The sequence below is a fragment of the Ralstonia sp. 22111 genome (assembly GCF_052045895.1).
Classification (GTDB): Bacteria; Pseudomonadota; Gammaproteobacteria; order Burkholderiales; family Burkholderiaceae; genus Ralstonia; species Ralstonia wenshanensis.
The window spans coordinates 382,262-407,521 of record NZ_JBQEPR010000005.1; the positions used below are offsets into that span (position 1 = coordinate 382,262).

Sequence of the window (25,260 nt, forward strand, 5' to 3'; positions counted from 1 at the left end):
GTGGGGCGAATTCCCGTATAATCCGATTTTGCGCCTAGAGGAAATTGCTATGCGTCTTGTCCAGAAAGCACTCACGTTCGATGATGTGCTGCTCGTCCCGGCCTATTCGGCCGTCCTGCCCCGCGATACGTCCCTTCGCACCAAGCTCACCCGTTCGATCGAACTCGCCATTCCGCTCGTCTCCGCCGCCATGGATACGGTTACGGAAGCGCGGCTCGCCATCGCCATGGCGCAGCAAGGTGGCATCGGTATCGTCCACAAGAACCTGAAGCCCGAAGAACAGGCGCGCGAAGTCGCCAAGGTCAAGCGCTTTGAATCGGGCGTGCTGCGCGACCCGATCACCATTGGTCCGGACATGAAGGTCCGCGACGTGATGGCGCTGTCGGCACAGCATGGCATCTCGGGTTTCCCGGTGCTGGAAGGCAAGAAGGTGGTGGGCATCATCACCAACCGCGACCTGCGTTTCGAAGAAGAACTGGACGCCCCGGTGCGCGCCAAGATGACGCCGCGTGAGAAGCTCGTCACCGTCAAGGAAGGCGCCACGCTGGAAGAGGCCAAGCGCCTGATGAACAAGCACCGCCTGGAGCGTGTGCTGGTGGTGGGCGAGGCCTTCGAGCTGCGCGGCCTGATCACCGTCAAGGATATTCAGAAGGCTACCGAATACCCGCTGGCCTCGAAGGACGAACGCGGTTCGCTGCGCGTGGGTGCGGCGGTGGGCGTGGGCCCGGACAACGATCTGCGTATCGATCTGCTGGTCAAGGCCGGCGTGGACGTGATCGTGGTCGACACCGCGCACGGCCACAGCCAGGGCGTGCTCAGCCGTGTGCGCTGGATCAAGGACAACTACCCGCAAGTGCAGGTGATTGGCGGCAACATCGCCACCGGCGACGCAGCCAGGGCGCTGGTCGACCACGGCGCGGACGGCGTCAAGGTTGGCATTGGCCCGGGCTCGATCTGCACGACGCGGATCGTGGCAGGCGTGGGCGTGCCGCAAATCTTTGCCGTGTCGAATGTGGCCGAGGCCCTGAAGGGCACCGGCGTTCCGCTCATCGCTGACGGCGGTATCCGTTACTCGGGCGATGTCGCCAAGGCCCTGGCTGCCGGCGCACACACCGTGATGATGGGCGGCATGTTTGCCGGTACGGACGAATCCCCGGGTGAGGTGTTCCTGTTCCAGGGTCGCTCGTACAAGAGCTACCGCGGCATGGGCTCGGTGGGCGCGATGAAGGACGGCGCTGCCGACCGTTACTTCCAGGAAGACAACACCGCCAACGTCGACAAGCTGGTGCCGGAAGGTATCGAGGGCCGCGTGCCGTACAAGGGCTCAGCGTTGCCGATCGTGCATCAGCTCACGGGCGGCGTCCGCTCGTCGATGGGCTACTGCGGTTGCGCCTCGATTGCCGAATGGCACGAGAAGGCGCAGTTCGTCGAGATCACCGCCGCTGGCATGAACGAATCGCACGTGCACGACGTGCAGATCACGAAGGAAGCGCCGAACTATCACCGCGACTGATCGGTTGTTGATCAGCACAAACAAGATAGAAGGCAAGCAGTACTGCCGCCGGGGTGCGCGGGCGCTCCGGCTGAATCAACCGGCGGTCGAAGCACGGGCGGCCGCCCGCAACTGGAGACGATGATGAAAGCGCTTTTGCGACTCGTTCTGTTTCTGGATGCGGCTGTCGCACTGTGCGTCGGTCTCGTCCTGCTGGCTTCACCGATGACGTCCATCTTTGGCGCGCTGCAATTGCCGCAGCCGGAGCCGGCGATGTACGGCCAACTGCTCGGCGTCACGCTGATTGGCGTGGCCTGGCTGCTGTGGCACGCCACCGTCAACGGCCAACTGACCACCGCCGTGGCACAGGTGGTCGGTCATGTGAACCTGGCTGTCGCCGTGCTGGTGATTGCCTGGCTGCTGTTTTTCCACTTGCCGGTGGATGGCGCCGGCCGCATCTGGCTGCCGACGTTTGCTGCGGTGCTGGCGGCGTTTTCTGCCGTGCAGATTCCCGCCTCGCGCCGCGTGCGCACCAATGAGCGCGTGCGCGCACAGAAGGCCCGTGAAGACGCCGCGGCCGCGCGCGAACGCGAACGCGCAGAAAAGGTGCAACGCAAAGAACCTGGCTACATGCCGCCCCCGGGCTACGGCCCTGGCACTGAAGTCGACACGATTGCCGATTCCATTCCTCCACAACATGCACGACAAAGTCCTCATCCTTGATTTCGGCTCGCAGGTCACGCAACTGATTGCGCGGCGCGTGCGTGAAGCACACGTCTACTGCGAGATTCACCCGAACGACGTGTCCGACGCCTTCGTGCGCGAGTTCGCGCCCAAGGCGATCATCCTGTCCGGCAGCCACGCCAGCACGTACGAAGACCACCAGCTGCGCGCCCCGCAGGCCGTGTGGGACCTGGGTGTGCCGGTGCTCGGCATCTGCTACGGCATGCAGACCATGGCCGTGCAATTGGGCGGCAAGGTGGAGTGGAGCGACCACCGCGAATTCGGTTACGCCGAAGTGCGCGCGCATGGTCACACCCGCCTGCTCAAGGACATCCAGGACTTCGCCACGCCGGAAGGCCACGGCATGCTCAAGGTCTGGATGAGCCACGGCGACAAGGTCACGGAACTGCCGCCCGGCTTCAAGCTGATGGCGTCGACGCCGAGCTGCCCGGTTGCCGGCATGGCCGATGAGGCGCGCGGCTATTACGCCGTGCAGTTCCACCCGGAAGTCACGCATACCGTGCAGGGCCGCGCCCTGCTCGAGCGCTTTGTGCTGGAAATTGCCGGTGCCAAGGCCGACTGGGTCATGCGCGACCACATCGACGAAGCCGTCAAGGCCATCCGCGAGCAGGTGGGCGATGAGGAGGTGATCCTCGGCCTGTCGGGCGGTGTTGATTCGTCGGTGGCAGCGGCGCTGATCCACCGCGCCATTGGCGACCAGCTCACCTGCGTGTTTGTCGACCACGGCCTGCTGCGCCTGGACGAAGGCAAGATGGTCATGGACATGTTCGCCGGCCGCCTGCACGCCAAGGTCGTGCACGTGGATGCGTCGGAGCAGTTCCTCGGCCATCTGGCTGGCGTGACGGACCCGGAGGCCAAGCGCAAGATCATCGGCCGCGAGTTCGTTGAGGTGTTCCAGGCCGAAGCCAAGAAGCTCAGCAATGCCAAGTGGTTGGCGCAGGGCACGATCTACCCGGACGTGGTGGAATCGGGCGGCACCAAGACCAAGAAGGCAACCACGATCAAGAGCCACCACAACGTGGGCGGCCTGCCGGAGACGCTGGGGCTGAAGTTGCTCGAGCCGCTGCGCGACTTGTTCAAGGATGAAGTCCGTGAGCTGGGCGTGGCGCTGGGCCTGCCGCACGAAATGGTGTATCGCCATCCGTTCCCGGGCCCGGGTCTGGGCGTGCGTATCCTGGGCGAGGTCAAGCGAGAATACGCAGACCTGCTGCGCCGTGCCGATGCGATCTTCATTGAGGAATTGCGCGGCACCAAGGCCACGGCACAGGACGCCGCTGCCGGCCTTTGCGTCGAGGGCGACGTTGGCAAGAGCTGGTACGACCTGACCAGCCAGGCGTTTGCGGTGTTTCTGCCGATCAAGTCCGTCGGCGTGATGGGCGATGGCCGTACGTATGACTACGTGACGGCGCTGCGTGCAGTGCAGACCACTGACTTCATGACCGCGCACTGGGCGCATCTGCCGTACACGCTGCTCGGCCGCGTGTCGAACCGCATCATCAACGAGGTGCGTGGTTTGAGCCGAGTCGTGTATGACGTGTCGGGCAAGCCGCCTGCGACGATCGAATGGGAGTGAAAACTCCGATAAATCAATGGGTTAAGCCACCTGTCTAGCCCAACATTCAGTGGTGCCCAAATCGCCCGGCACAGGGTTTTTGGTTCAGTTCGTCCTCTGTCCAAGCTCAAATTTGGACAAGATTTGGACAAGAACGGCTTGGTGATTGCCAAGCCGTTTTTGCATTCTAAGGCTTTTGCCAACGCTGGTGGATCGGCGAAGGGCGTAAGCAGGCGAGGGCGATGCTTCAACCAGCACTTCCATCGATCGCCGTTTGGGATATTGCCCCATCCTCACCAATCGAACGCCGCCCTCTCATTCCAGCCCCATGCTGTACCAATGGGCTGAGTGGTAACGAGATGGCTCTACGCAACAGATTTCATGGATATGAGCACTTCGCCAGTCGAGCAGAGGCCGTTTGAATGGCTGGACCTCGAAATGTTGGACCGTGACCCGCTGGCGGCGGTCGGAGCTTTGGGGCTCCCACCTTTGCCCGCACTGGTATTGCCTCTTCAGCGAGCGCTTCAGATATTGATTGGGCGGAACCTTCCCCCTGTAGACGCGATGAAGCGGGACCGATTCAGCCGTACGCTGCTCGCAGATCCCACTGCACTTGCAACGGCCATTGCTTCAATCATTCTCAAAGCGGTGCAAGCAACTGCCGCCGCTCCGAGTGAAGCTACGCTATCCGATGTACTTGGTGTTCTTCGAGGCCTCCCCGAACTGGTCGCTGCCGATGCCGTCCCGCTCAGTCCTTTGCTTGACGGCGTGGCCTCCGGCATTGGTTCTAGCTCCCCAATAGGAAAAGCCCTCGCCGAGGTGCCAGGTGAGGATCGGTCCCGGTATCGGCTGAAATTCCTTGATGAACTGTCATTTAGTCTGGATGCCTGGGATCTAGCTGCCATTGTGGTGTTGCTCGTGATGGATTGCTCCGTCCGGCTATACCAGCAGGGAAACCACGATAAGGCACTGCTCGCTTACAGCGCTGCTGCCAGCTTGAGCTATGCCCTGGAACATCTGCAGGCTGTCCCTAGGGAGACTCTCGAAAGGTGCATTGGCGCCATGATAGATGCCATGAACTTTGCTCGGCAACGCGTCCACTCCAAACTTGGTGCAAAGGTCAAGACTCAGCAGAAGATCGCCCGATGGGCACAAATCAAACAGCACGCCATCTCAATGCTGGAGAGGCGGGCTAGTCGTTGGCAAAGTGCGAACCACGCTTTGGAAACTTTGGAAGAGGTGGCCTCAAAGGTGCCGGGCGGGCTTGGCGAGAGCACGTACAAGAAAATTCTCCGAGAGATCCATCAGGAGCGCCCCGACCTATTTGTACCAAGCCGACGCTCTTCCTCGTCTTGACTGCTACATGACCCGGGAAATCGCACGACGATTTTTAGGCAAGATCCAAGGATTGTGCCGGCAAGATCCTTAGGGTGTGTGATCGACTGAGGTGCACCTTGCAAATAGATTGATTTCAGTGCCACGAGAAACGTGCACGGCAAACGAGATCTACTTAGCAAGGAGCAGAAAAATGTTGGAGCAACATCAAAGCCGGCTTTTCACCAGTCAGGAAGCCGCCGCCTACATGGGCGTTCAGTCGAACACCTTGGCAACCTGGGATTGCACCCAGCGCAAACTGCATGGGGCTCTTGCCTACGAAGGAGGGCACCATGACCAATAATGCTGGCCCGAATCCATTTCAGAAGTTCTGCGCTACGCTCCCACCGGTTCCGAGCAGGGCGGTGTATCGGGCAAATGTGCTCCTGAGATCAGATGACATCTTTCCGAAAGATGCCGATGAGGAGGTGCTCTACATTGCGCTTGCCTTGACTCCTGCAAGGGAGGCGCTCGATTGGCTGGAGAGGCTCTACCACGAACGATCGGCAAACTATGCTCGGGCGGCGTTTGGCCGGTTAAGCAATACCAACAAGGGCTTGGTGTTTGAAGGTCAGGAGCGAAGCGGGCAGCATGAAGAATGCGGCCGAGTTCCTGCCGGCTTACTCGACGCTCCCTTGGCTTGCTGTTCGATGGCTTGCGGATTTCCCTCATTGGGTTCGTGTTGACTAGCAGCCATTCTCTGCAGCAAGCGGTGAGCACGGCTGAGAGGCAATCGAGGTATCGGCGTACGCTGGCGGGCTTGAGGGCGGACTCCTGAAGCTCGTCTCGGGCCGTAACCAGATCCTGTCTACAAATCTCGCTTACCAGACGCCCCCCAAGAGATGAGTTTCGCCAGTACCGCAACAGGTACTGCTCCGACCGACACCCCCGTTTCTCGGGGAGAACCTCAATGCTGTACCGATCGATAGCATCGGCCAGCGAGATCTTGACCGTTGGCGCTACGGGCTTGCTTCGCCCAGCTACACCATGCTCGAGCAGGATCTTCTGGTGCGCTTCCCAGCGCTGCGCTTCAGCTAGGGTGTCGAAGCTTTGTGCGGCTGTATGACCATTAACAGTGACACGGACCTGAAATCGGCTCCCACGTAGACGGATACTCATTTGCTCTGACCCTTTTGGACAGAGCTTGGACAGGGACGGGCTAAAACCGCAAGAACCCGCACCGGACAAGGCTTTCACACGCGTGTCGAACCGCATCATCAACGAGGTGCGTGGTTTGAGCCGTGTCGTGTATGACGTGTCGGGCAAGCCGCCTGCGACGATCGAGTGGGAGTGAGGTTTTCTCTCAAGATGGACAGAAGCCCGCGTTATGCGGGCTTTTTTCTTTCCAGTGCCTGCACAAGGAGGTGGAGGGTGGCACGCTATGTGATATTTGTTGACACATGAACGGAACACCTGTAGAAACCATCCTCGCAGGATCTTCAAGCAGTTACTCCGATGTTCTGGGTTGTCACACCAAGCGGTGCTTCCTTTGCTCCATGTTTCTTCCTTGATTGTCGTGCCTGATGAGCACAGGCTCATGCAGAACTTTTTAGGATATCCAACATGGAAACCGGCACAGTAAAGTGGTTCAACGACTCCAAGGGCTTCGGCTTCATCACCCCGGACGCAGGCGGCAACGATCTCTTCGCTCACTTCTCTGAAGTTCAGGGCAGCGGGTTCAAGTCCCTCCAAGAGGGCCAGAAGGTTCGCTACGTTGCAGGCGTTGGCCAAAAGGGTCCGGCTGCTACGAAGATTGAAGCGATCTGATCGGTCGCATCTGCCAAGAAAAAACCCCGCACTGCGGGGTTTTTTTTCGCGGCCAAACGCACGCGCTGTCGAGTGCTCCGCAGAGCGCCTATGCCGCCTGCTTGCGGGGCCGCCGTACCGCGCGAATCTTTCCGGTGGTGCCGCCGCCGCAGAAGAACTGATCGGCACCGTTCGATTCCAGCCCCGACACAGTGATGCCCGCCGGCATATCAAGTTGCTCCAGCACTTCGCCGGTTTGCGGATCGATATGCCGCAACTCGCTCGTATCGCCTTCCCAGGTGGCGTGCCAGAGTTCACCGTCGACCCAGGTGACGCCCGTGACGAACCGGTTGGATTCGATGGTGCGCAACACCTTGCCGGTGTCCGGATCGATCTGGCGGATCTTGCGCTCCCGGTAGTGACCAACCCACAGCGTCCCTTCGGCCCAGGCGAGGCCTGAATCTCCGCCCGCGCCTGGCGCGGGAATCGTGGCGAGCACGGTGCCCGTTTGCGGGTCGATCTTCTGGATGCGGTCTTCGGCAATCTGGAACAGGTGCCGCCCGTCGAATGCGGTGCCGGCATGGGCGGGCACGTCGATGGAGCGCTGCGTCTTGCCGCTGTCGGGGTCGAGTTCCTTCAACTGGCCGCCGGCAGCAAACCAGACGTGTTGACCATCGTAGGTCACGCCGCCGACGTTCTCTGCGCCAGGGAAGGGGCCGTATTCGCGCACGACTTCGGCGGTGGATCGTTTCATGTTGGGCTCGCTGGAATCGGTTGTGGAGTCTTCATCCTAGTCACTTGGCAGCGGTGCGGGGAGTAACAAGGTGGTCGCGAATCCAGGTACCGGAGGCGTCACCCATCGGCGCGCGCGGCCGCGTCCGAAAAACTGCACCTTGCCGGCGGCTGCCAATGCGTCGAGCGCGCGCTGTACGGTGCGCTGGCTGGCCCCAAGCGCCAGCGCCAATGCGGAGCTGGACCACGATTCCCCATCGGCCAGACAGGCCAACACGGCGGCGTATTGCTCATCGACGGGTTGCGCGAGCACGACCACGCGCTGTGTCGCGTGCGTTTGCAGTGCAAATCCGTGCCGGGTTGCTTTGATCGTGCCCAACGCACCCAGCGCGGTGCGCAAGCGTCCGATCTCTACGCGCAGGCGCACGCGGTGCGATTCGTCCGGATGCCGGGTGCGGAATGCTCGGGCGATGAGGGTGTCTCTGGGCATGTCTTCCGGCCACGCTTCGGCCAGTGCACGTACCAACGTGAACAGCACCGGCCGCTTGGCGAGCGAGACAACCGTATCGGCCTGCCGGATGGCGAGCCGGCACGCATCTACAACGAGTGCGTCTGATGCAAAGAGGGCTTCGACATCTTCAAGGCGCAGAACGCGCTCCTCGCCGCGTGAGACCAGCCGCGCGGCCGGTGCGCTCAGTGCAAGGGCGGCGCGTTCGACTTCGGCGGTGAGCGTCGGGATACCGGCCTGGCGCGCCGCGAGATCGGCGTCGGCCAGAGCGGCGCGCGCGGATGTCGTCTGCAAGCGCCGGATCGCAATGCCAGCGACGACAAGCGCGTGAGCTGCCCGCAATACCGGCGGAAGATGCACCGGGTTGAGCGTCGCAAGGGCGGCCTCTGCATCGTCCAGGCGCCCGATTAGCAGAAGACGGCGGATGCTGAGATACCGCGCGTGCGCAGCGTTGACGTGATCGCCATGGGCTTCAAGCGTGGCGCGTGCCGTGTCGAGGGTTTTTTCGGGCCAGCCCAGATCGCGCGAGGCGAGGGCGACTTCGGCTTCAGCGACGATGCAGCGAGCGCGTGCCACGGCCTCGCGTGAGCCGAACGCACGGGCTGCGCGACGCAGCAACAGCTTGGCCCGTGCCAGGTCACCGAGCTGTGCCATGGCGATGCCGCGCAGTGCGAGTGCCGGCGCGTCGTCACGCAAGGCGACGCGGTTCAGCGCTCCGAATGGGTCACCGGCAGCGAGTGCGCGCGCTGCAGCCGTGATCAATGAATCCATTCGAATCCCGCCACACTTGTCACTCCCACCGTTTGAGGTCGGCGCCTAATCTAGCACACGACCACTCACCCAAAAACGGAGGCAAGCATGAGTGCAACACACCCCACAGCAACCCGCGCAACCTGGCTGGCAGAGCGCATTGAACTGCTCAAGGCCGAGAAGGAACTGACGCGCCGCAGCGATGAACTCGCGCGCCGCCGGCAGGCTCTGCCATGGGTCCGCATCGACAAGGACTACCGCTTTGAAACCGAGAAAGGCAGGGCCTCGCTGGCCGATCTGTTTGGCGGGCGGTCGCAACTGCTCGTCTATCACTTCATGTTTGGGCCCGACTACAAGGCGGGCTGCCCCTCGTGCTCGATGATTGCCGATGGCTTTGACGGCTTCGTCACGCATCTGGCGAATCACGACGTGACGCTGATGGCGGTGTCGCGCGGGCCGCTGGCCAAGCTGATCGAGTATCGCGAGCGGATGGGTTGGACCTTTCCGTGGGTGTCGTCGGTGGGCAGCAATTTCAACTACGACTTCAACGTCTCGATCACAGAAGACCAGCAGCGCGCAGGCAGCGCCGATTACAACTACGTGCGCGGCAGCCACGTGATGGATGCATCCGACTTGCCTGAGCCTGTGCAGCAGTTCGCCAGCATGTGCGGCACCGACGCGCCCACCTACGTGCGCGACCGGCCTGGCATGAGCGCGTTCGTGCTGGAAGACGGTGTCGTGTACCACACGTATTCCACCTACGCGCGCGGCCTCGACGGCTTGTGGGGCGCATACCAGTGGCTCGATCGCGCGCCGCTGGGCCGCAACGAAACCGGTGTCTGGTGGCGTCGCCATGACGAATACGCTCAGCAACGTTGAGCTGCCACGCAAGCATGCAGTGTCCGAGCGCGGCTTCCTGGCAGTCTCGGCACTGCTCTTCATTGCCAGCGCGGCAACGACGGTGGCGTGGTGCAACGCCATGCAGGCCATGACTGAGATGCCGATGGCCTGGATGCCGATGTGCGGTCAGACGTGGTGGAGTTTTGCCGCGTCGTTCACCGGTATGTGGACGGTGATGATGGTGGCGATGATGCTGCCGTCATTACTGCCGATGCTGCGGCGGTATCGCGTTGCGCTTCACATGGCGGGCAAGCCGGATGTTGATGCGCCTACCGCGTTGGCAAGCGCGGGGTATTTCGCGGTGTGGGGGGTGATCGGCGCGATGGTCTTTGCGCTAGGCGCTGCGGTGGCACGGCTTGAAATGACGTGGCCCGTGCTGGCGCGCGCGTTACCGGCTGCTAGCGGTGCAGTCGTTCTTGCGGCCGGTGCACTGCAGTTCAGCGCATGGAAGGCGCGGCAGCTTGCAGGGTGCCGCGCGGCGCCTGCACTGGGCAGTACAGCGTGGCGATATGGCTTGCGCCTCGGCATGCGCTGCGCCGGTTCTTGCGCGAGCTTCACGGCAATCCTGCTTGTGATCGGCGTCATGGATCTGCGCGCAATGGCGGCGGTGTCAGTGGCGATCACGCTGGAGCGCCTGGCGCCCGCCGGTGACCGCGTAGCCCGCTGCATTGGTGTCGTGGCGATCGTGGCGGGGTTGCTCCAGTTGGCTTCCGCCGCGTTGCCATGACTTGCTTTACATCACCGCACCAAGCTGCCACGGCACGAACTCGTTGTCGCCCAGGCCGTTGAGTTCGCTCTTGGTGTGGTTGCCCGACGCTGTAGCCAGCATCAGTTGGAACAGCGCCTGGCCGGCTTGCGCAATGCTGAGGCGGCCATCGACGATGCCGCCGCAGTCGTAGTCCATGTCGAGTTCCATGTGCCGATAGAGCGTGCTGTTGGTGGCCAGCTTCAAGGAGGGCACCGGCTTGCAGCCATAGGTGGACCCGCGGCCCGTTGTGAAGCAGATCAGGTTGGCGCCGCCGGCGACCTGGCCAGTGGCCGAGACAGGGTCGTAGCCGGGTGTGTCCATGAAGACGAGGCCGTGCGCCTGCACCGGCTGGGCGTATTCATACACGGCCATCAGCCCGCTGCTGCCGCCCTTGGCGACCGCGCCGAGCGATTTCTCCAGGATGGTCGTGACGCCGCCGGCTTTGTTGCCGGGCGACGGGTTGTTGTTCATGTCGGCGCCCAGCGTGCTGGTGTAATGCTCCCACCAGGCCAGCCGATCCATCAACGCACCGGCCACGGCAGGCGTTGCGGCGCGTGCAGTCAACAGGTGTTCTGCGCCATAAATCTCGGGCGTTTCAGATAGCACTGCGGTGCCTCCGTGTCGCACGAGCAGATCCACCGCTGCGCCCAGTGCGGGGTTGGCGCTGATGCCGGAATAGCCGTCCGACCCGCCGCATTGCAGGCCCACCGTCAGGTGGCTTGCCGGGACGGTGCTGCGTTGCGCCTGATTCGCGATCGGCAGCATGTCGAGCAGCATGGCCAAGCCGGCAGCAATCGCCTCACGCGTGCCGCCTTCTTCCTGAATCGTCAGCGAGGCAAACAAGCCCGGCGTGCGCGTCCCAAGCATCTGTACGAGCGGGGCGACCTGGTTGACTTCGCAACCGAGGCCAACGATCAGCACGCCGGCAAAGTTGGGGTGGTCGGCGTAGCCGCGTAGCGTGCGCTGCAGCAGTTCGAGCCCCTCGCCGTTACCGGCCATGCCGCAGCCGCTGCCGTGCGTGATGGCGACAACGCCATCCACGTTGGGAAACGCCGCCGCCTCCGCCTGAGCTGCCTGCACGATATGCCGGCACACGGTGGCCGAGCAGTTCACGCTGGAGATGACGCCAATGAAATTGCGCGTGCCGACGCGGCCATCCGCCCGCACGTAACCTTCGAACGAGGCAGGTGTGTCCACAGGGACTGTGGCGCGGTACGCGTGGCCAACAGCGTGCTGGGCAGACGAATGCGCCATACCGATGTTGTGCACATGCACGTGCTCGCCCGCATGGATGGGCGCCGTAGCCACGCCGATGACCTGCCCATACTTGTGCACGGGTTGCCCCGCTGCGATGTCACGCAACGCGACCTTGTGGCCAGCGGGAATGGCATCGCGCGTGGTCACCGCAGCATCAAGTGCCGCGCCGGCAGCCAGCGCAACACGCGCGACGGCTACGTCGTCGTCGGGGGCAAGAAGAATGATGGATGAGTCGGACATGGTGCTTCGCAGGTTCAATTCGGATTGGCCAGCGCGGCGTTCAGGCGCGGCTGGGCGAGGTGCAAGCCCAACTGCCGCGTCAGAGCGACGATGGGTGCCAGGCGCCGTAGCTTCTTCTGCGCGTGGTTCTGCGCGATATCGGCGAGGCGGTGGGCAAGGTAAGGGTTAAACAGCCGTTCTCGCAGCAAGACGAGATAGGCCTCGGCGGCCTCGCGCTTGTGCAGGGCGGCGAATACAGGAACGATCTCGTCGCGCCACAGCGCTTCCAGCTCCGGTCGCAGGCGCGGGTCTTCCATGGCCTGCACGACAGTCAGATCGGTGGGATGCGCATCTTCGCGCCAACGCTCGGCCAGAAAGGTGTGGCCCGCGTTGAGCAGAAAGAGCTTGAGCCGCTCGTGATGATCCAGCTCATCCGTCAGCACGATGGCCGGATGCGTGCATGGCAGCACCAGCCCGGGCCGGCGCTCGATGGCCCACAGCGCGTACGGTTCCGCCACGGCGCCCACGGGGTGCAATGCCTCGGAGACGATGCGGTCTACGAGCGAATTCGCCCAGACGCAATGCGTGCGCAGCCAATCGACGAACGCGGCGGGCAGTGCCCATTGTTGTGCCAGCGTGCAGACCGTCTCGCAGAGCGTGTCGCCGTTGCGCTCGATCAGTTCGCACGGAAACAGCGACAGCGGTGCCTGCGGCTGTCGCAGCCAGCGGCCGAGCAGCAGCGCCACCAGTTTGGCGGGAAAGCTGTGTGGCACGCGCGATGGCTGCTTGATCAGGCTGGCATCATCGCGCGGGTCGAGCTGGTAGCCCTGGTCGGCCGTGTTGGAGATCACCACCTGCACGTCCGTTGCCATGAGCTCGCGCAGTTGTTCCCAGTCGGCCTCGGCCTGAAGGGCGCGCTGCACGGCGCGGCAGGTGACGGTCTGGTCAATGGGTGCGCCGTCTTGCAAGCCGCGAATGCGCACCGGATAACCCTCTCCGCCTGCCAGCGCCGCCACACGCGCTGCGCTGGCCGGGTTGGATGTGGTTTGCACGACGGTCATCCCACCCAGCGCTTGCCCCGCATCGAGCGCTTCCGACACGAACAAGTCGACGTGCGCCTGCAGGAAGCGGCTTGTGCCGAACTGGAGGATCGGCTCGGTCATGCGCTCAGCACTCCACGATGGCTTTCACCACGCCGGCAGCGGGGTCGAGCAGCGTCTTGAAGTGCTCGGGCACGTCCGCCAGCGCCATGCGGTGCGTGTTCAGCGCGGTCGGAATCTTGCCCGCGCGCATGGCGTCGAGCACAGTCTCAAAATCTTCGGTGGTGGCGTTGCGGCTGGCGAGCAGCGTGGTCTCGCGTTTGTGGAATTCCGGATCGGAGAACGAGATGTTTGCCGCCACCACAGAGATCAGCACATAGGTGCCGGCATGCGCCACGAAACGCAAGCCGCGCTCCATGGCTTTCGGATTGCCCGTGGCATCGAAGACGACGTCGTAAAACTCATTAGCCGTGAGCGCACTGAGTTGCGCTTCGTCGGAATCGCCCAGCGCAACGCTGGCGTCCACACTAAGTTGCTCCACTGCAAAGGCGAGGCGATCCGCGCGGGAGTCCAGCGCTGTGACCACCGCGCCGCGCAGTTTGGCAAAGATCATGGCCGCCATGCCGATCGGGCCAGCGCCTACCACCAGCACGCGCTGCCCGGCCCGCACCTGCGCACGACGCACCGCGTGCGCGCCAATGGCCAGAAATTCCACCATCGCGGCCTGATCCAGGCTCACGCCGTCCGCCTTGTGCACGAAGGCTTGCGGCACGCTCAGGTATTCAGTGAACGCCCCATCGCGATGCACCCCCAGCACCTGGATGTTGACGCAGCAATTTGTCCGGTCCTGGCGGCACGCGACGCAGTGCCCGCATGACAGGTAGGGCATCACGTAGACCACGTCGCCCTTGGCAAGCGCGCTGCCGGCCGGCGCCTGTTCGACGATGCCCGACAGCTCATGCCCCATCACGCGCGGGTAGTTCAGGTAAGGCTGATTGCCCGTGAAGATGTGCAGATCGGTCCCGCACACACCAACGCGTTTCACGCGCAGCAGCACCTCGCCCTCAGCAGGGGTGGGGACCGGGCGGTCGAGCGCGAGCAGGGTGCCTGGGGTTTCGCAAACGACCGTCAGCATGATGCGGCTCCGGCGGAAGCGGCGTCGCCAGTCTCCGCTTGACGGAGCCGTTGAAGAGGTTGTGTATGGGCGCGTGGCGATGGCAAACAGTGGGTCACCTTCCGGTCTCCTTGAGTGGATGAGGTGAGGTTTGGTTGCGCCGTGTACTGCACCAAGTTGAAGGAAACAGCCTTCGTCTACAGCAACTGGTCATGCCAAACTGGCCTCACCTATTGGTCAGACCAATTTAACATCTTGCGGGAAATTCCTTGATGGGGGAAACCCTGATGCTGAAAATCCCTTGTTTTCAAGGGGTCAAGGCGAGACGGCCCGAAATTTGGTCAGGCCGCATTGGGGCGGGAGCAGCGTGGGTGCCGGGGAGAGGTTGCGCGGGCGCGAGCGCACCGCGCATGCGGTGAGCGCGGCTACTGCGTGCTGTCTTGCTGAATGGCGCCCGCAATCCAGCGCTCTTCAGACGCTTTCAAGTGCGCCCGCATGGCGGTTTGCGCCGCGATGGGATCGCCCGCCTGCAGCGCCTTGAGAATCTCTTCGTGCTCATGCACGGCCGCATGCCAGCTTGATTCGCCCTCCGCATGGTCGCGGATGGCCATGGCGAGCGGGTCATGGCGGCTATCGAACAGCTCGGCCACGAATCGGCTGAGGACTGAGTTGCCGGCGGTCTCTGCAATCAGCATGTGGAACTGGCGGTCGGCATCGGTGGGCGACTTTCCACCCGATGCGAGTTTCTTCATGCGGTCGATGGTGCGCTGCAGCTTATCAAGCGTGGCCGCCGTCAGGCGCCCCGTGGCGAGCGTGATCACGTCGCCTTCAAGAACGGCTCGGGCCTGCATCAGTTCGGAGGGGCTTTCGCCCAGCGACGGAATGGCCGCACTCTCGCTCGCCGCGCTTGCGTCCTGCACGTACACCCCAGAACCCATGCGGATCTCAACCTGGCCGCCAATCTCCAGGGCGATCAACGCCTCGCGCAACGACGGGCGCGATACGCCCAGCGTCTGCGCCAGCTCGCGCTCTGGAGGCAAGCGTGTGCCCGGTCCGAGCTTTTCCTGTTGGATCAGCGCAAGAATCTGCGCGGCTACAGATTGGTAAAGCCGCTTTGGCTCTGTCTGCTTCATTGTGGTGTGGTTTTTGGCGCGCGCGTTGCCGCGCATGGGTGTGTTTCGAGTCTAGCATGAGCACCGCCAGCCGTTGTCTAGACTGGTGTCAGCAACACTTCAGGGTTTGCACTAGTGGTCAGGCAGGTGTGTTCTAAGTGATATTGGCTTGACCAAAAAATGCTTGGCTTACTCGAATCGCTCCGAACTGGACTTACCAGTGCGTCGAGCGGAAGATCAGAGCCTCGCAACACAACGGAGACCACGATGAGCAGTGCTGATGCCGTGCCTACGCACGTAAGCAGCTCCAGATCGTCGATGCCGCAAGAGATTCTTTGCTTGCAGCGCATCGGCAAACGCTTTCCCGGCGTTGTTGCGCTGGATGGTGTGGATCTGGATCTGCGCGTGGGCGAAGTCCATGCCGTCTGCGGCGAAAACGGTGCCGGCAAATCCACCCTGATGAAGATTATCAGCGGCCAGTACACGGCAGACGATGGTGCCATCACTTACCGCGGCGAGGCGGTGCGCTTCACTTCGACATCCGAGGCGCAGGCTGCCGGCATTGCGATCATCCATCAGGAGCTGAATCTGGTGCCGCACCTGTCGGTGGCAGAGAACATCTTCCTGGCGCGCGAGCCCAAGCGCGGCCCGTTCATTGACTACCGCAAGCTCAACACCAACGCACGCAGCTATCTGCAGCGGATCGGGCTGACCGTCGAGCCGACCACGCTGGTCAGCGCGCTGTCGATCGCGCAGCAACAGATGGTGGAGATTGCCAAGGCGCTCTCGCTCAATGCGCGCGTGCTCATCATGGACGAGCCCACGTCTTCGCTCACGGAATCCGAAACCGTTCAGCTGTTTCGCATCATCAAGGAGTTGCGCGCCGATGGCGTGGCGATTCTGTATATCTCACACCGACTCGACGAGATGGCCGAGATCGTCGATCGGGTGACGGTGCTGCGTGACGGCCGCCATATCGCCACGAGTGATTTCGCTTCCACCAGTGTCAACGAGATCGTCGCGCGAATGGTCGGCCGTTCACTCGACGATGTATTCCCCGCGCGCAAATCGGTGCCGACCGACGAGGTGTTGTTACGCGTGAACGCACTGAGCCGCGCAGGCGTCTTCGGGCCGGTGTCGTTCGAGTTGCGCAAGGGCGAGATTCTCGGTTTTGCCGGCTTGATGGGCGCGGGCCGCACGGAGGTGGCGCGGGCCATTTTTGGGGCGGAACGGCTCGATTCCGGGTCGATCATGCTGGGTGACACGCCGGTCACGATCCGTTCGCCGCGCGAGGCCATCCGGCAAGGCATTGCCTACCTGTCGGAAGACAGAAAGAAGGACGGTCTGGCGTTGTCGATGCCGGTGGCCGTGAATATCACCCTGGCCAATGTCCGGGCGATTTCATCGCATGGATTCCTGCGCTTTTCCGAAGAGACCGCCGTGGCGCAGCGCTACGTGCGCGAGCTGAATATCCGCACGCCGTCCGTCGGGCAGACGGTGCGCAATCTGTCGGGTGGCAATCAACAGAAGATCGTGATCGGCAAATGGCTGTATCGCGGTTCGCGCATCCTGTTTTTCGATGAACCGACACGGGGCATCGACGTCGGCGCCAAGTACGCGATTTATGGGCTGATGGACGAACTCGCCGCGGACGGTGTCGGAGTCGTGCTGATCAGCTCGGAGCTGCCGGAACTGCTGGGCATGACAGATCGAATTGCCGTCTTTCACGAAGGCCGCATCACTGCAGTCCTGGAAACACGGAAGACAAACCAGGAAGAAATTCTGCATTACGCATCAGGACGAACACATGCTTGAAATGACATCAGATCAGCCGCAGGCCGTGAAAACGCAGCGCAAGCAACACCACCGGGACTTGATCCAGAAGTTTGCGGCGCTCGGTAGCCTCGTGGCGCTTGTGATTGCGTTTGCCGCCACCAGCGCAGCGTTCTTTTCGGTCGGCAACTTCATGACCGTCGCACTACAGGTCACGTCGATTGCCTACCTTGGCGTGGCCGCCACGTGCGTGATCATCACCGGTGGCATCGATCTGTCGGTGGGCTCAGTGCTGGCGCTTTCCGGCGTCGTGGCCGCATTGCTCGTGAAGATGGGCGTGCCGGTTCCGATTGCCATGCTGGCTGGTGTGGCGGTTGGTGCCATGTGCGGATGGGTCAACGGTATCTGCATCACGCGGATGGGCCTGCCGCCATTCATTGCGACGCTGGGCATGATGCTGGTCGCGCGCGGTGTGGCGCTGCAGATCACGGGCGCCCGTCCGGTCTCGGGCTTGGGGGACGCCTTCGGCGAACTCGGCAACGGCGCGCTGTTCCGCATCTCGCACATCGGGGCGGACGGTTTTCCGGACACGGTCTTCCCCGGCATTCCTTACCCGGTGGTGATCATGCTTGCGCTGTTCATTGCCGTCTCTGTGCTGCTCTCCCGCACTTCACTGGGTCGCCACATCTACGCAGTCGGCTCGAACGCCGAGGCGGCGCGCCTGTCCGGCGTGAACGTGCAGGGCGTGAAGCTGTTCACGTATGTGCTGTCGGGCTTGCTGGCCGGGATGACCGGCTGCGTGCTGATGTCTCGCCTCGTGACGGCGCAGCCGAACGAAGGCGTGATGTACGAACTTGATGCGATTGCCAGTGCCGTCATCGGCGGGACGTCGCTGATGGGCGGTGTCGGAACGGTCTCGGGCACGGCCATTGGCGCGTTCGTGATCGGCGTGTTGCGCAACGGGCTCAACATGAACGGCGTATCGAGTTTTATCCAGCAGATCATCATCGGCGTGGTCATCCTTGGCACCGTCTGGATCGATCAGCTCAGAAACCGCAAGTTGTAAGAGCCGCTAACAAAATTGTCCTGGCTAGGCGTGCCGACGCAGACAGTACATGTAGTACGGCAAGGAGGCGCAACGACGCCAGGGCGGTTTTGTTGGCGGCTCTAAGTCGAGAAGTTCAAACCAAAACCAAGGAGTGAGACATGAAGAAGTTTTCCGTACTGGCGGTGGTTGCAGCAACCTGTGCACTGTTCTCTGCCTACGCGCAGGCGGCAGGCGGTGAAATTGCCGTGATCGTGAAATCGGCAAATTCCAACTACTGGCAGAACGTTCAGAAGGGCGCGACGGCCGCCATGGGCAAAGCGAAGGGCTACACGATGACCTTTCAGGGCCCCGCAGCAGAATCGGCCATTGCCGACGAAGTGAACATGGTCGAGAACGCTGTGAACCGGCATGTCGCGGGCATCGTGCTGGCGCCGTCCGACCCGGACGCGCTGGTGCCGGCGATGAAGAAAGCTTGGGAAGCGCACATCCCCGTGGTGCTGATCGACTCGATGGTGTCCGACTCCGGCAAGCAGTACTACCAATCGTTCCTGTCCACGGACAACGCGAAGGCGGGCGAGTTGTGCGCGAAGGCGATGATCGACGCTGTCGGCCAGACCGGCAAGATCGCGATTATGTCGTACGTGCCGGGCGCCGGGTCTGAAATCGGCCGTGTGGGCGGCTTCAAGAAATACATCGAGGCGCACTCGAAGCTGCAGATCGTTGGGCCGTTCTACTCGCAATCGCAAATGGCAACGGCGCTGAACCAGACGACCGACGTGCTGGCCGCCAACCCCGATCTGAAGGGTATCTTCGGTGCAAACGAGCCGACGGCAGTCGGCATGGGACGCGCGCTGCAGCAGTCGGGCAAGAGCGGCAAGGTGGCGGCCATCGGCTTTGACGGCAACCAGGATCTGCAGGGCTTCGTGCGCGACGGCACGATCCGCGCCATCGCCGTCCAAAGCTCGTACCAGATGGGCTACAAGGGCATCGAGACGGTCGTCAGCGTGATCGAGAAGAAGCCCGTGCAGAAGCAGGTCGACACGGGCGTGATGATGGTCAACAAGCAGAACCTGGATTCGCCCGAGGCCAAGAACGTCCTGTACTGACGAATCATCGCAACAAGGGGCGTGGCGGAGCGTCGTTCGCCGCCATGCCGGCTGAATCCCTTTCCTGAACGGCGCAGTGTTTTAACTCCATTGCCGGAATGGGCCATCGCCAACGTGGCCCGCGCCGGAACGCAGACGCAATGAGACTCCAAGGAAAACGCATCCTCGTGACGGCGGCTGGGCAGGGTATTGGCCGGGCCAGCGCGATGATGTTTGCAAAAGAAGGCGCGCAGGTGCTCGCCACTGACATCAACGCAGAGGCGCTGGCCACGCTGGCAGAGACCGCCGGCGTTCGCACCTTGCGCCTGGACGTGACGGACGCCAACGCTGTTGCCGTCCTGGCACGCGAAGAAGCCGCCTTCGATGCGCTGTTCAACTGCGCGGGCTTCGTGCACCCCGGCAGCATCCTCGAATGTTCGGAAGACGACTGGGCGTTCTCGTGGCAGCTCAACGTGACGTCGATGTACCGCCTGACGCGTGCGCTGTTGCCGAAGATGCTGGACAACGGCGGGGCGTCGATCATCAACATGGCGTCCGCCGCTTCAAGCGTGAAGGGCGTGCCGAACCGCTTCGTGTATGGCACGACCAAGGCCGCCGTCATCGGCATGACCAAGGCGATTGCCGCCGACTTTGTGTCGCGCGGGATCCGCTGCAACGCCATCTGCCCGGGCACGGTCGAGTCTCCGTCCCTCGAGCAGCGCATTGCGGCGCAGGCGCAGGAACAGAACGTGCCAATCGACACCATCCGTGCGGCCTTCGTTGCGCGCCAACCGATGGGCCGTGTCGGCACAGCAGACGAGATTGCCGCGCTGGCCACCTACCTCGCTTCGGATGAGTCCCGTTTCACGACCGGCACTTGCTGCGTGATCGACGGCGGCTGGTCCAACTGATTTGGCTTGATTGATTGCAGTTCACAACGACAACACGATGAAACTCCTCCGCTACGGCCCCAAGGGCCAGGAAAAGCCCGGCCTGCTCGATGCGCAAGGTCAAGTGCGCGACCTGTCCGGCGTGATTGACGACATTGCCGGCGCTGCGCTGCTGCCCGAGAGCCTCGCTCGACTGCGCACGCTCGACATCAGCCGCTTGCCCATCGTTGATGGCACGCCGCAAGCGGGCCTGCGCCTGGGCGCCTGCGTGGGCAACGTCGGCAAGTTCATCTGCATCGGCCTGAACTACTCCGATCACGCTGCCGAGACAGGCGCTGAAGTGCCGGCTGAGCCGGTCGTCTTCGGCAAATGGACCAGCGCCATCTGCGGCCCCAACGACGACGTTGAAATCCCGCGCGGCTCGGTCAAGACCGATTGGGAAGTCGAGCTTGGCGTGGTGATCGGCAAGGGCGGCCGGTACATCAGCGAGGCCGATGCGCTCGTGCATGTGGCCGGTTACTGCGTCATCAACGATGTGTCGGAGCGCGAATACCAGCTCGAGCGCGGCGGCACGTGGGACAAGGGCAAGGGCTGCGACACCTTCGGCCCCATCGGCCCGTGGCTCGTCACCGCCGACGAGGTGCCCAATCCGCAGGCGCTGCATCTGTGGCTGGAGGTGGATGGGCATCGTTACCAGAACGGATCGACGTCGACCATGGTGTTTGGCGTGGCGCATCTCGTCAGCTACCTGAGCCGCTTCATGAGCCTGCAGCCGGGCGATGTGATTTCCACCGGCACGCCGCCGGGCGTGGGGCTGGGGCAGAAGCCGCCGGTCTATCTGCGCGCGGGCCAGACCATGCGCCTGGGCATCGAGGGCTTGGGCGAGCAGCGCCAGCGCACGGTGGACGCACAAGGCTGAAGGGCAGGCATTCCGCAATCCCGAACACGATACTCATGACCATCATCCGATCCCTGCGCGTGCTGGACGTGCGCTTTCCGACCTCGCAGCATCTCGACGGCTCCGACGCGATGAACCCGGACCCGGATTACTCCGCGGCCTACGTGATCCTGGAGACTGACCAGCCTGGCCTGGAAGGCCACGGCCTGACCTTCACCATCGGGCGCGGCAACGAGGTCTGCTGCGCGGCCATCGCGGCGATGCGCCATCTGGTGGAAGGGTTGGATCTCGACTGGATTCGTGAAGACATGGGCCGCTTCTGGCGTCATGTCACGTCCGACAGCCAGTTGCGCTGGATCGGCCCGGACAAGGGCGCCATCCACCTGGCCACCGGCGCGGTCGTCAATGCGGCGTGGGATCTGTGGGCCAAGGCCGAAGGCAAGCCGCTGTGGCGCCTGGTGGCCGATCTCACGCCGGAAGAACTCGTGCGCTGCATCGATTTCCGCTACATCACCGACGGTATCACGCCCGAAGAAGCGCTGGACCTGCTGCGCAAGCAGGCGCCGGGCAAGGCCGAGCGGATCCGCACGCTGGAGCAGGAAGGCTACCCGTGCTACACCACGTCCGCCGGCTGGCTCGGCTATGACGACGACAAGCTGCGCCGCCTCTGCCGCGAGGCCGTCGACAGCGGCTTCCGCCACGTCAAGCTCAAGGTCGGGCGCGATCTGAAGGACGACATTCGCCGCGTCTCCATCGCCCGCGAAGTGCTTGGGCCGGACCGCGAACTGATGATCGATGCCAACCAGGTCTGGGAGGTCAAGGAAGCCATCGACTGGGTGCGCGAACTCGGTTTCGCCAAGCCGTGGTTCATTGAAGAGCCGACCAGCCCGGACGATGTGGAAGGCCATCGCAAGGTGCGCGAAGCCGTTGCCCCCGTCAAGGTCGCCACCGGCGAGATGTGTCAGAACCGCATTCTCTTCAAGCAGTTCATCATGCGCGGCGCGATTGACGTTGTGCAGATCGACGCGTGCCGCCTGGGCGGCGTGAACGAAATCCTGGCTGTGTTGCTGCTGGCCGCCAAGTACGGCCTGCCGGTGTGCCCGCATGCCGGCGGCGTGGGCCTGTGCGAGTACGTGCAGCATCTCTCGATGATCGACTACATCTGCGTGTCGGGCACGCGCGAGGGCCGCGTCGTCGAGTACGTCGACCATCTGCACGAGCACTTTGTTGATCCCTGCGTGGTGCGCAATGCCGCCTATCTGCCGCCGCAGGCTCCCGGTTTCTCCATCACGATGAAACCGGCATCGCTTGAGCAGTACCGCTTCCGGGGCTGATGCGATGACGGACCCCGCGCTGCCCGTGCCCCGAATAGACGCGCACCAGCATTTCTGGCGCTATCAAACCGAGGCGTATTCCTGGATCGGCCCCGGCATGGAAGCCCTGGCCAGAGACCATCTGCCTGCCGACCTGCTGCCCCAACTGCGCGCGCAACGCCTGGACGCGGCGATTGCCGTGCAGGCGCGCGGCGTGCGTGAGGAAACGGATTTCCTGCTCGACCTTGCCGCTGCGCACGACTGGATTGTCGGCGTGGTCGGTTGGGAAGACTTGCATGCCACCGATCTTGAGTCGCGCCTCGAGGCAAGGAGCGGTGAGCACAAACTGGTCGGCTTCCGGCACACCGTGCAGGACGAACCGGACGTGGCCGCATTCTTGTCGGACCCGGCATTCGAGCAAGGCATCGCGCTGCTGCAGCTCTGGGGCTACACCTACGACGTGCTGGTGTTTGGCCACCAACTCGCGCCCGCCGTGGATTTCTGCGGCCGGCACGATCACCACTGGCTGGTGTTGGATCACCTCGGCAAGCCGCCGCTGGCTGCGTTCGAGCGTGACGCGCAAGCCCTTGCGCACTGGCGCGCCGCGCTGGCACCGCTCAAGGACATGCCGCATGTCGCGTGCAAGCTTTCCGGCTTGCTGACCGAAGCCGACTGGCGAAAGGGCGTGACCGTGCGCGACATCCAGCACGCGCGCCAGTGCCTGGACGTGGCACTCGACGTGTTTGGCCCGGGTCGCGTGATGTTCGGCTCGGATTGGCCCGTCTGCCAATTGGCCGCGTCGTACGGCACGGTGTACGACGTGCTGCACGTCTGGGCCGAAGAGCGGCTCAGCGCCACGGAACGCGTCGATCTCTGGGGTGGCAACGCCACCCGCTGCTACAACCTGCAACTCAAGGCTTGAACCATGGATTTGCATCTGCAAGACAAAGTCATCATCGTCACGGGCGGCGCGGCCGGCATTGGCGCGGCCATCTCGCTGCAACTGGCGGCCGAGGGCGCCATTCCCGTCGTCTGCGGCAAGAGCCCGATGGCCCCGGCGTTTGAAGCTGAGCTGATGGGTCGGCAGCCGAAAGCCCGCTTCTTCCAGTTCGACCTGGAAGATGAGGTCGATTGCCGCGGCATGGTGGAAGAAACCGTGCGCGAGTTCGGGCACATCGATGGTCTTGTCAACAACGCGGGCATCAACGACAGCGTGGGACTGGACGCGGGCCGGGACGCCTTCGTTCGGTCGCTCGAAAAGAACCTCATCCATTACTACGTCATGGCACATCTGTGTGTGCCACACCTGAAAGCGAGCCGAGGGGCCATCGTCAATATCTCGTCTAAAACGGCGCTGACGGGGCAAGGCAATACGAGCGGGTACACCGCCGCGAAGGGTGCACAGTTGTCGCTCACGCGGGAATGGGCGGCGTCGCTGGCGCCGGATGGCGTGCGCGTCAATGCGGTCATTCCGGCGGAGGTGCTCACGCCGCTGTATGAACGCTGGATCGCCACGTTCGACAACCCCGATGCCAAGCTCGCAGCGATTACATCGAAGATCCCGCTCGGCCAACGCATGACCACCGCCGACGAGATCGCGAGCACCACGGTCTTCCTGCTCTCTGCACAGGCCTCGCACACGACGGGCCAGTGGGTGTTTGTCGACGGTGGCTACACGCACCTCGACCGTGCGCTGACGTGAGGCTGCCATGCGCTACTGCCTCGCTCTGGATCTGAAAGACGACGCGGCGCTCATCGCCACGTACGAAGCCCACCATCAACGCATCTGGCCCGAAGTTGCGCGGCACCTGCGCGTGCATGGCGTGACCGGCATGGAGATCTATCGCCTTGGCACCCGCATGGTGATGCTCATGGAGACCGACGACGCCATCTACGACGCCGAGCGCATGGCGCTTGCCACCGACACGGACCCGAAGATCCGGGAATGGGAAGCGTTGATGTGGCAGTTTCAGGCGCCCACCCCATGGACGCCCGCCGGGCACAAGTGGACACCGATGCGCCGAATCTTCGATTTGCAACAGCAACCGCAGTAGAAGCAATTCCGGCCGTGGCCGGCATGACACCAGAGAGAGGAGATGACAATGAAAAAACGAGTAACTGGCCCGCTGTGCGCGGCAATCGTGTGCGCGGCCGCTGGCGCCGCGCATGCACAAACCAACGTCACGCTGTACGGCCGCGTCGCCAGCGGCATCGACTACCAGAACAACGTCGCCCCCACCGCGACCTCGCCGGGCGGCAGCCTCTGGCGCGCCGCCGACAACCAGTGGGGGACCAGCATGTTCGGGTTCATGGGCAAGGAGGATCTCGGCGGTGGCCTGCAGGCGCTCTTCCGGCTCGAGTCCGGTTTTGGCGCGGCCCAAGGCCGGACCAACGGCGACGCGTTGTTTAATCGGCGTTCGTACGTCGGCCTGTCCAGCCCGACCTGGGGCACGTTGACGGCCGGCAAGAACCTCTTCATCAGCAACGACGTCTGGTTCCTCGACCCGACCGGCCAGCAGTTCATTGGCTCGGCCACGCTGGTGCGCGGGCGCAACTGGCCGGGCGCCAACAACGTCGTCGAATACCAGAGCCCGACCTGGGGCGGCTTCCAGATCGGCCTGCAGACCGGCCTGGGCGAGCAACCCGGCTCGTTCACGAACAGCCGCCGCGATGGCGTGTCCGCCGTCTACAAGACGGGCCCGCTGGAAGTGCGCGCGATCTACGACGTGATCCGCGACGGCAACGGCAAGTTCAGCGACATCTTCAATTTCTCGAAGGAAGCGACGATCGGCGGCACGTACACCATCGGCAAGGCGAAGCTGTTTGCGGCGTATGAAAACCTGTCAGCGCCGGATGCTGCTGCGGGCGCCCCGACCAAGGCCAACCACTACTGGCTGGGCATCAACTACGAAGTCACGCCGGCGCTGACGCTGATCGGCGCGGCCTACCGTGTCAACGTGAACCA

At 63.1% G+C, this 25,260-nt stretch carries 25 protein-coding genes; 19 read left to right on the forward strand and 6 right to left on the reverse strand.

The genetic code is table 11. The annotated features are described in order from the left end of the window. The first annotated feature begins 49 nt into the window (after positions 1 to 49). The 7 genes from guaB (at position 50) to ACTJK4_RS15870 (ending at position 6,929) form a co-directional block, all read left to right on the forward strand. Positions 50 to 1,513 (forward strand): IMP dehydrogenase, encoded by a 1,464-nt coding sequence (gene guaB, locus ACTJK4_RS15840; RefSeq protein ID WP_232042737.1) that lies wholly within the window; start codon positions 50 to 52, stop codon positions 1,511 to 1,513. Positions 1,514 to 1,636: 123 nt separating this feature from the next. After that, positions 1,637 to 2,215, forward strand: a complete 579-nt coding sequence (locus ACTJK4_RS15845) for a hypothetical protein (protein WP_232043003.1) — start codon at positions 1,637 to 1,639, stop codon at positions 2,213 to 2,215. Next, positions 2,190 to 3,809, forward strand: coding sequence for a glutamine-hydrolyzing GMP synthase (gene guaA / locus ACTJK4_RS15850; protein WP_322016650.1), 1,620 nt, complete (start codon positions 2,190 to 2,192; stop codon positions 3,807 to 3,809). The genes ACTJK4_RS15845 and guaA overlap by 26 nt, the downstream gene beginning before the upstream one ends. A 360-nt stretch (positions 3,810 to 4,169) precedes the next feature. Further along, on the forward strand, positions 4,170 to 5,144 hold the full coding sequence (locus tag ACTJK4_RS15855) for a hypothetical protein (protein ID WP_316866651.1): 975 nt from the start codon (positions 4,170 to 4,172) through the stop codon (positions 5,142 to 5,144). 311 nt (positions 5,145 to 5,455) lie between these two features. Then, a complete protein-coding gene (locus ACTJK4_RS15860; RefSeq protein ID WP_440818339.1) occupies positions 5,456 to 5,848 on the forward strand; it encodes a hypothetical protein in 393 nt (130 codons plus the stop codon). A gap of 431 nt (positions 5,849 to 6,279) precedes the next feature. Next, the gene (locus tag ACTJK4_RS15865; RefSeq protein WP_440818357.1) at positions 6,280 to 6,456 is read left to right on the forward strand and encodes a GMP synthase (glutamine-hydrolyzing); all 177 of its coding nucleotides are present in this window, start codon (positions 6,280 to 6,282) and stop codon (positions 6,454 to 6,456) included. 269 nt (positions 6,457 to 6,725) lie between these two features. Then, on the forward strand, positions 6,726 to 6,929 hold the full coding sequence (locus ACTJK4_RS15870) for a cold-shock protein (RefSeq protein WP_027677448.1): 204 nt from the start codon (positions 6,726 to 6,728) through the stop codon (positions 6,927 to 6,929). 88 nt (positions 6,930 to 7,017) lie between these two features. Here ACTJK4_RS15870 and ACTJK4_RS15875 read toward each other — a convergent pair whose 3' ends face one another. Together ACTJK4_RS15875 and ACTJK4_RS15880 are read right to left on the reverse strand one after the other, a co-directional pair. Further along, positions 7,018 to 7,662 (reverse strand): Vgb family protein, encoded by a 645-nt coding sequence (locus ACTJK4_RS15875; RefSeq protein WP_232042743.1) that lies wholly within the window; start codon positions 7,660 to 7,662, stop codon positions 7,018 to 7,020. 36 nt (positions 7,663 to 7,698) lie between these two features. Then, entirely contained in the window at positions 7,699 to 8,919 is a 1,221-nt protein-coding gene (locus ACTJK4_RS15880) for a helix-turn-helix domain-containing protein (protein ID WP_440818340.1), read from the reverse strand. 87 nt (positions 8,920 to 9,006) lie between these two features. On the opposite strand from ACTJK4_RS15880, the gene ACTJK4_RS15885 reads away from it, so the two are divergent. Together ACTJK4_RS15885 and ACTJK4_RS15890 are read left to right on the forward strand one after the other, a co-directional pair. After that, the gene (locus ACTJK4_RS15885) at positions 9,007 to 9,777 is read left to right on the forward strand and encodes a DUF899 domain-containing protein (RefSeq protein WP_440818341.1); all 771 of its coding nucleotides are present in this window, start codon (positions 9,007 to 9,009) and stop codon (positions 9,775 to 9,777) included. After that, on the forward strand, positions 9,752 to 10,525 hold the full coding sequence (locus ACTJK4_RS15890; protein ID WP_440818342.1) for a DUF2182 domain-containing protein: 774 nt from the start codon (positions 9,752 to 9,754) through the stop codon (positions 10,523 to 10,525). Before ACTJK4_RS15885 ends, ACTJK4_RS15890 begins: the two co-directional genes overlap by 26 nt. Positions 10,526 to 10,531: 6 nt before the next feature. Here ACTJK4_RS15890 and ACTJK4_RS15895 read toward each other — a convergent pair whose 3' ends face one another. The 4 genes from ACTJK4_RS15895 to ACTJK4_RS15910 all read right to left on the reverse strand — a co-directional run bounded on the left by ACTJK4_RS15895 (position 10,532) and on the right by ACTJK4_RS15910 (position 15,309). Next, positions 10,532 to 12,043, reverse strand: coding sequence for a UxaA family hydrolase (locus ACTJK4_RS15895; protein WP_343660028.1), 1,512 nt, complete (start codon positions 12,041 to 12,043; stop codon positions 10,532 to 10,534). A 14-nt stretch (positions 12,044 to 12,057) separates the two neighbouring features. Continuing rightward, entirely contained in the window at positions 12,058 to 13,185 is a 1,128-nt protein-coding gene (locus tag ACTJK4_RS15900) for a mannitol dehydrogenase family protein (protein ID WP_440818344.1), read from the reverse strand. Positions 13,186 to 13,189: 4 nt separating this feature from the next. Beyond that, positions 13,190 to 14,197: a zinc-binding alcohol dehydrogenase family protein gene (locus ACTJK4_RS15905; RefSeq protein ID WP_260780666.1), complete on the reverse strand. Its 1,008-nt coding sequence runs from the start codon at positions 14,195 to 14,197 to the stop codon at positions 13,190 to 13,192. A gap of 404 nt (positions 14,198 to 14,601) precedes the next feature. After that, positions 14,602 to 15,309: a FadR/GntR family transcriptional regulator gene (locus tag ACTJK4_RS15910; RefSeq protein ID WP_252692572.1), complete on the reverse strand. Its 708-nt coding sequence runs from the start codon at positions 15,307 to 15,309 to the stop codon at positions 14,602 to 14,604. A 297-nt stretch (positions 15,310 to 15,606) separates the two neighbouring features. Here ACTJK4_RS15910 and ACTJK4_RS15915 point away from each other — a divergent pair, with 297 nt between their 5' ends. The 10 genes from ACTJK4_RS15915 to ACTJK4_RS15960 form a co-directional block, all read left to right on the forward strand. Then, complete coding sequence (locus ACTJK4_RS15915; protein ID WP_260773494.1) at positions 15,607 to 17,103, forward strand: sugar ABC transporter ATP-binding protein; 1,497 nt, start codon at positions 15,607 to 15,609, stop codon at positions 17,101 to 17,103. Next, complete coding sequence (locus tag ACTJK4_RS15920) at positions 17,096 to 18,127, forward strand: ABC transporter permease (RefSeq protein ID WP_252692571.1); 1,032 nt, start codon at positions 17,096 to 17,098, stop codon at positions 18,125 to 18,127. Before ACTJK4_RS15915 ends, ACTJK4_RS15920 begins: the two co-directional genes overlap by 8 nt. 140 nt (positions 18,128 to 18,267) lie before the next feature. Next, entirely contained in the window at positions 18,268 to 19,215 is a 948-nt protein-coding gene (locus ACTJK4_RS15925; RefSeq protein WP_232042752.1) for an ABC transporter substrate-binding protein, read from the forward strand. 140 nt (positions 19,216 to 19,355) lie between these two features. Further along, positions 19,356 to 20,105, forward strand: a complete 750-nt coding sequence (locus tag ACTJK4_RS15930) for an SDR family oxidoreductase (protein WP_440818346.1) — start codon at positions 19,356 to 19,358, stop codon at positions 20,103 to 20,105. A gap of 37 nt (positions 20,106 to 20,142) precedes the next feature. Continuing rightward, a complete protein-coding gene (locus ACTJK4_RS15935; protein ID WP_440818347.1) occupies positions 20,143 to 21,003 on the forward strand; it encodes an ureidoglycolate lyase in 861 nt (286 codons plus the stop codon). Positions 21,004 to 21,038: 35 nt separating this feature from the next. Further along, the gene (locus ACTJK4_RS15940) at positions 21,039 to 22,316 is read left to right on the forward strand and encodes an L-fuconate dehydratase (RefSeq protein ID WP_232042755.1); all 1,278 of its coding nucleotides are present in this window, start codon (positions 21,039 to 21,041) and stop codon (positions 22,314 to 22,316) included. Positions 22,317 to 22,335: 19 nt separating this feature from the next. Then, positions 22,336 to 23,217, forward strand: a complete 882-nt coding sequence (locus ACTJK4_RS15945) for an amidohydrolase family protein (protein ID WP_440818359.1) — start codon at positions 22,336 to 22,338, stop codon at positions 23,215 to 23,217. Between the two features lie 3 nt (positions 23,218 to 23,220). Continuing rightward, positions 23,221 to 23,997 (forward strand): SDR family oxidoreductase, encoded by a 777-nt coding sequence (locus ACTJK4_RS15950; protein WP_414560612.1) that lies wholly within the window; start codon positions 23,221 to 23,223, stop codon positions 23,995 to 23,997. Positions 23,998 to 24,004: 7 nt separating this feature from the next. Further along, positions 24,005 to 24,349, forward strand: a complete 345-nt coding sequence (locus tag ACTJK4_RS15955; RefSeq protein ID WP_260802521.1) for an L-rhamnose mutarotase — start codon at positions 24,005 to 24,007, stop codon at positions 24,347 to 24,349. Between the two features lie 48 nt (positions 24,350 to 24,397). Next, positions 24,398 to 25,260 (forward strand): porin (locus ACTJK4_RS15960; RefSeq protein ID WP_440818348.1); only part of this gene is annotated, 863 nt, incomplete at its 3' end.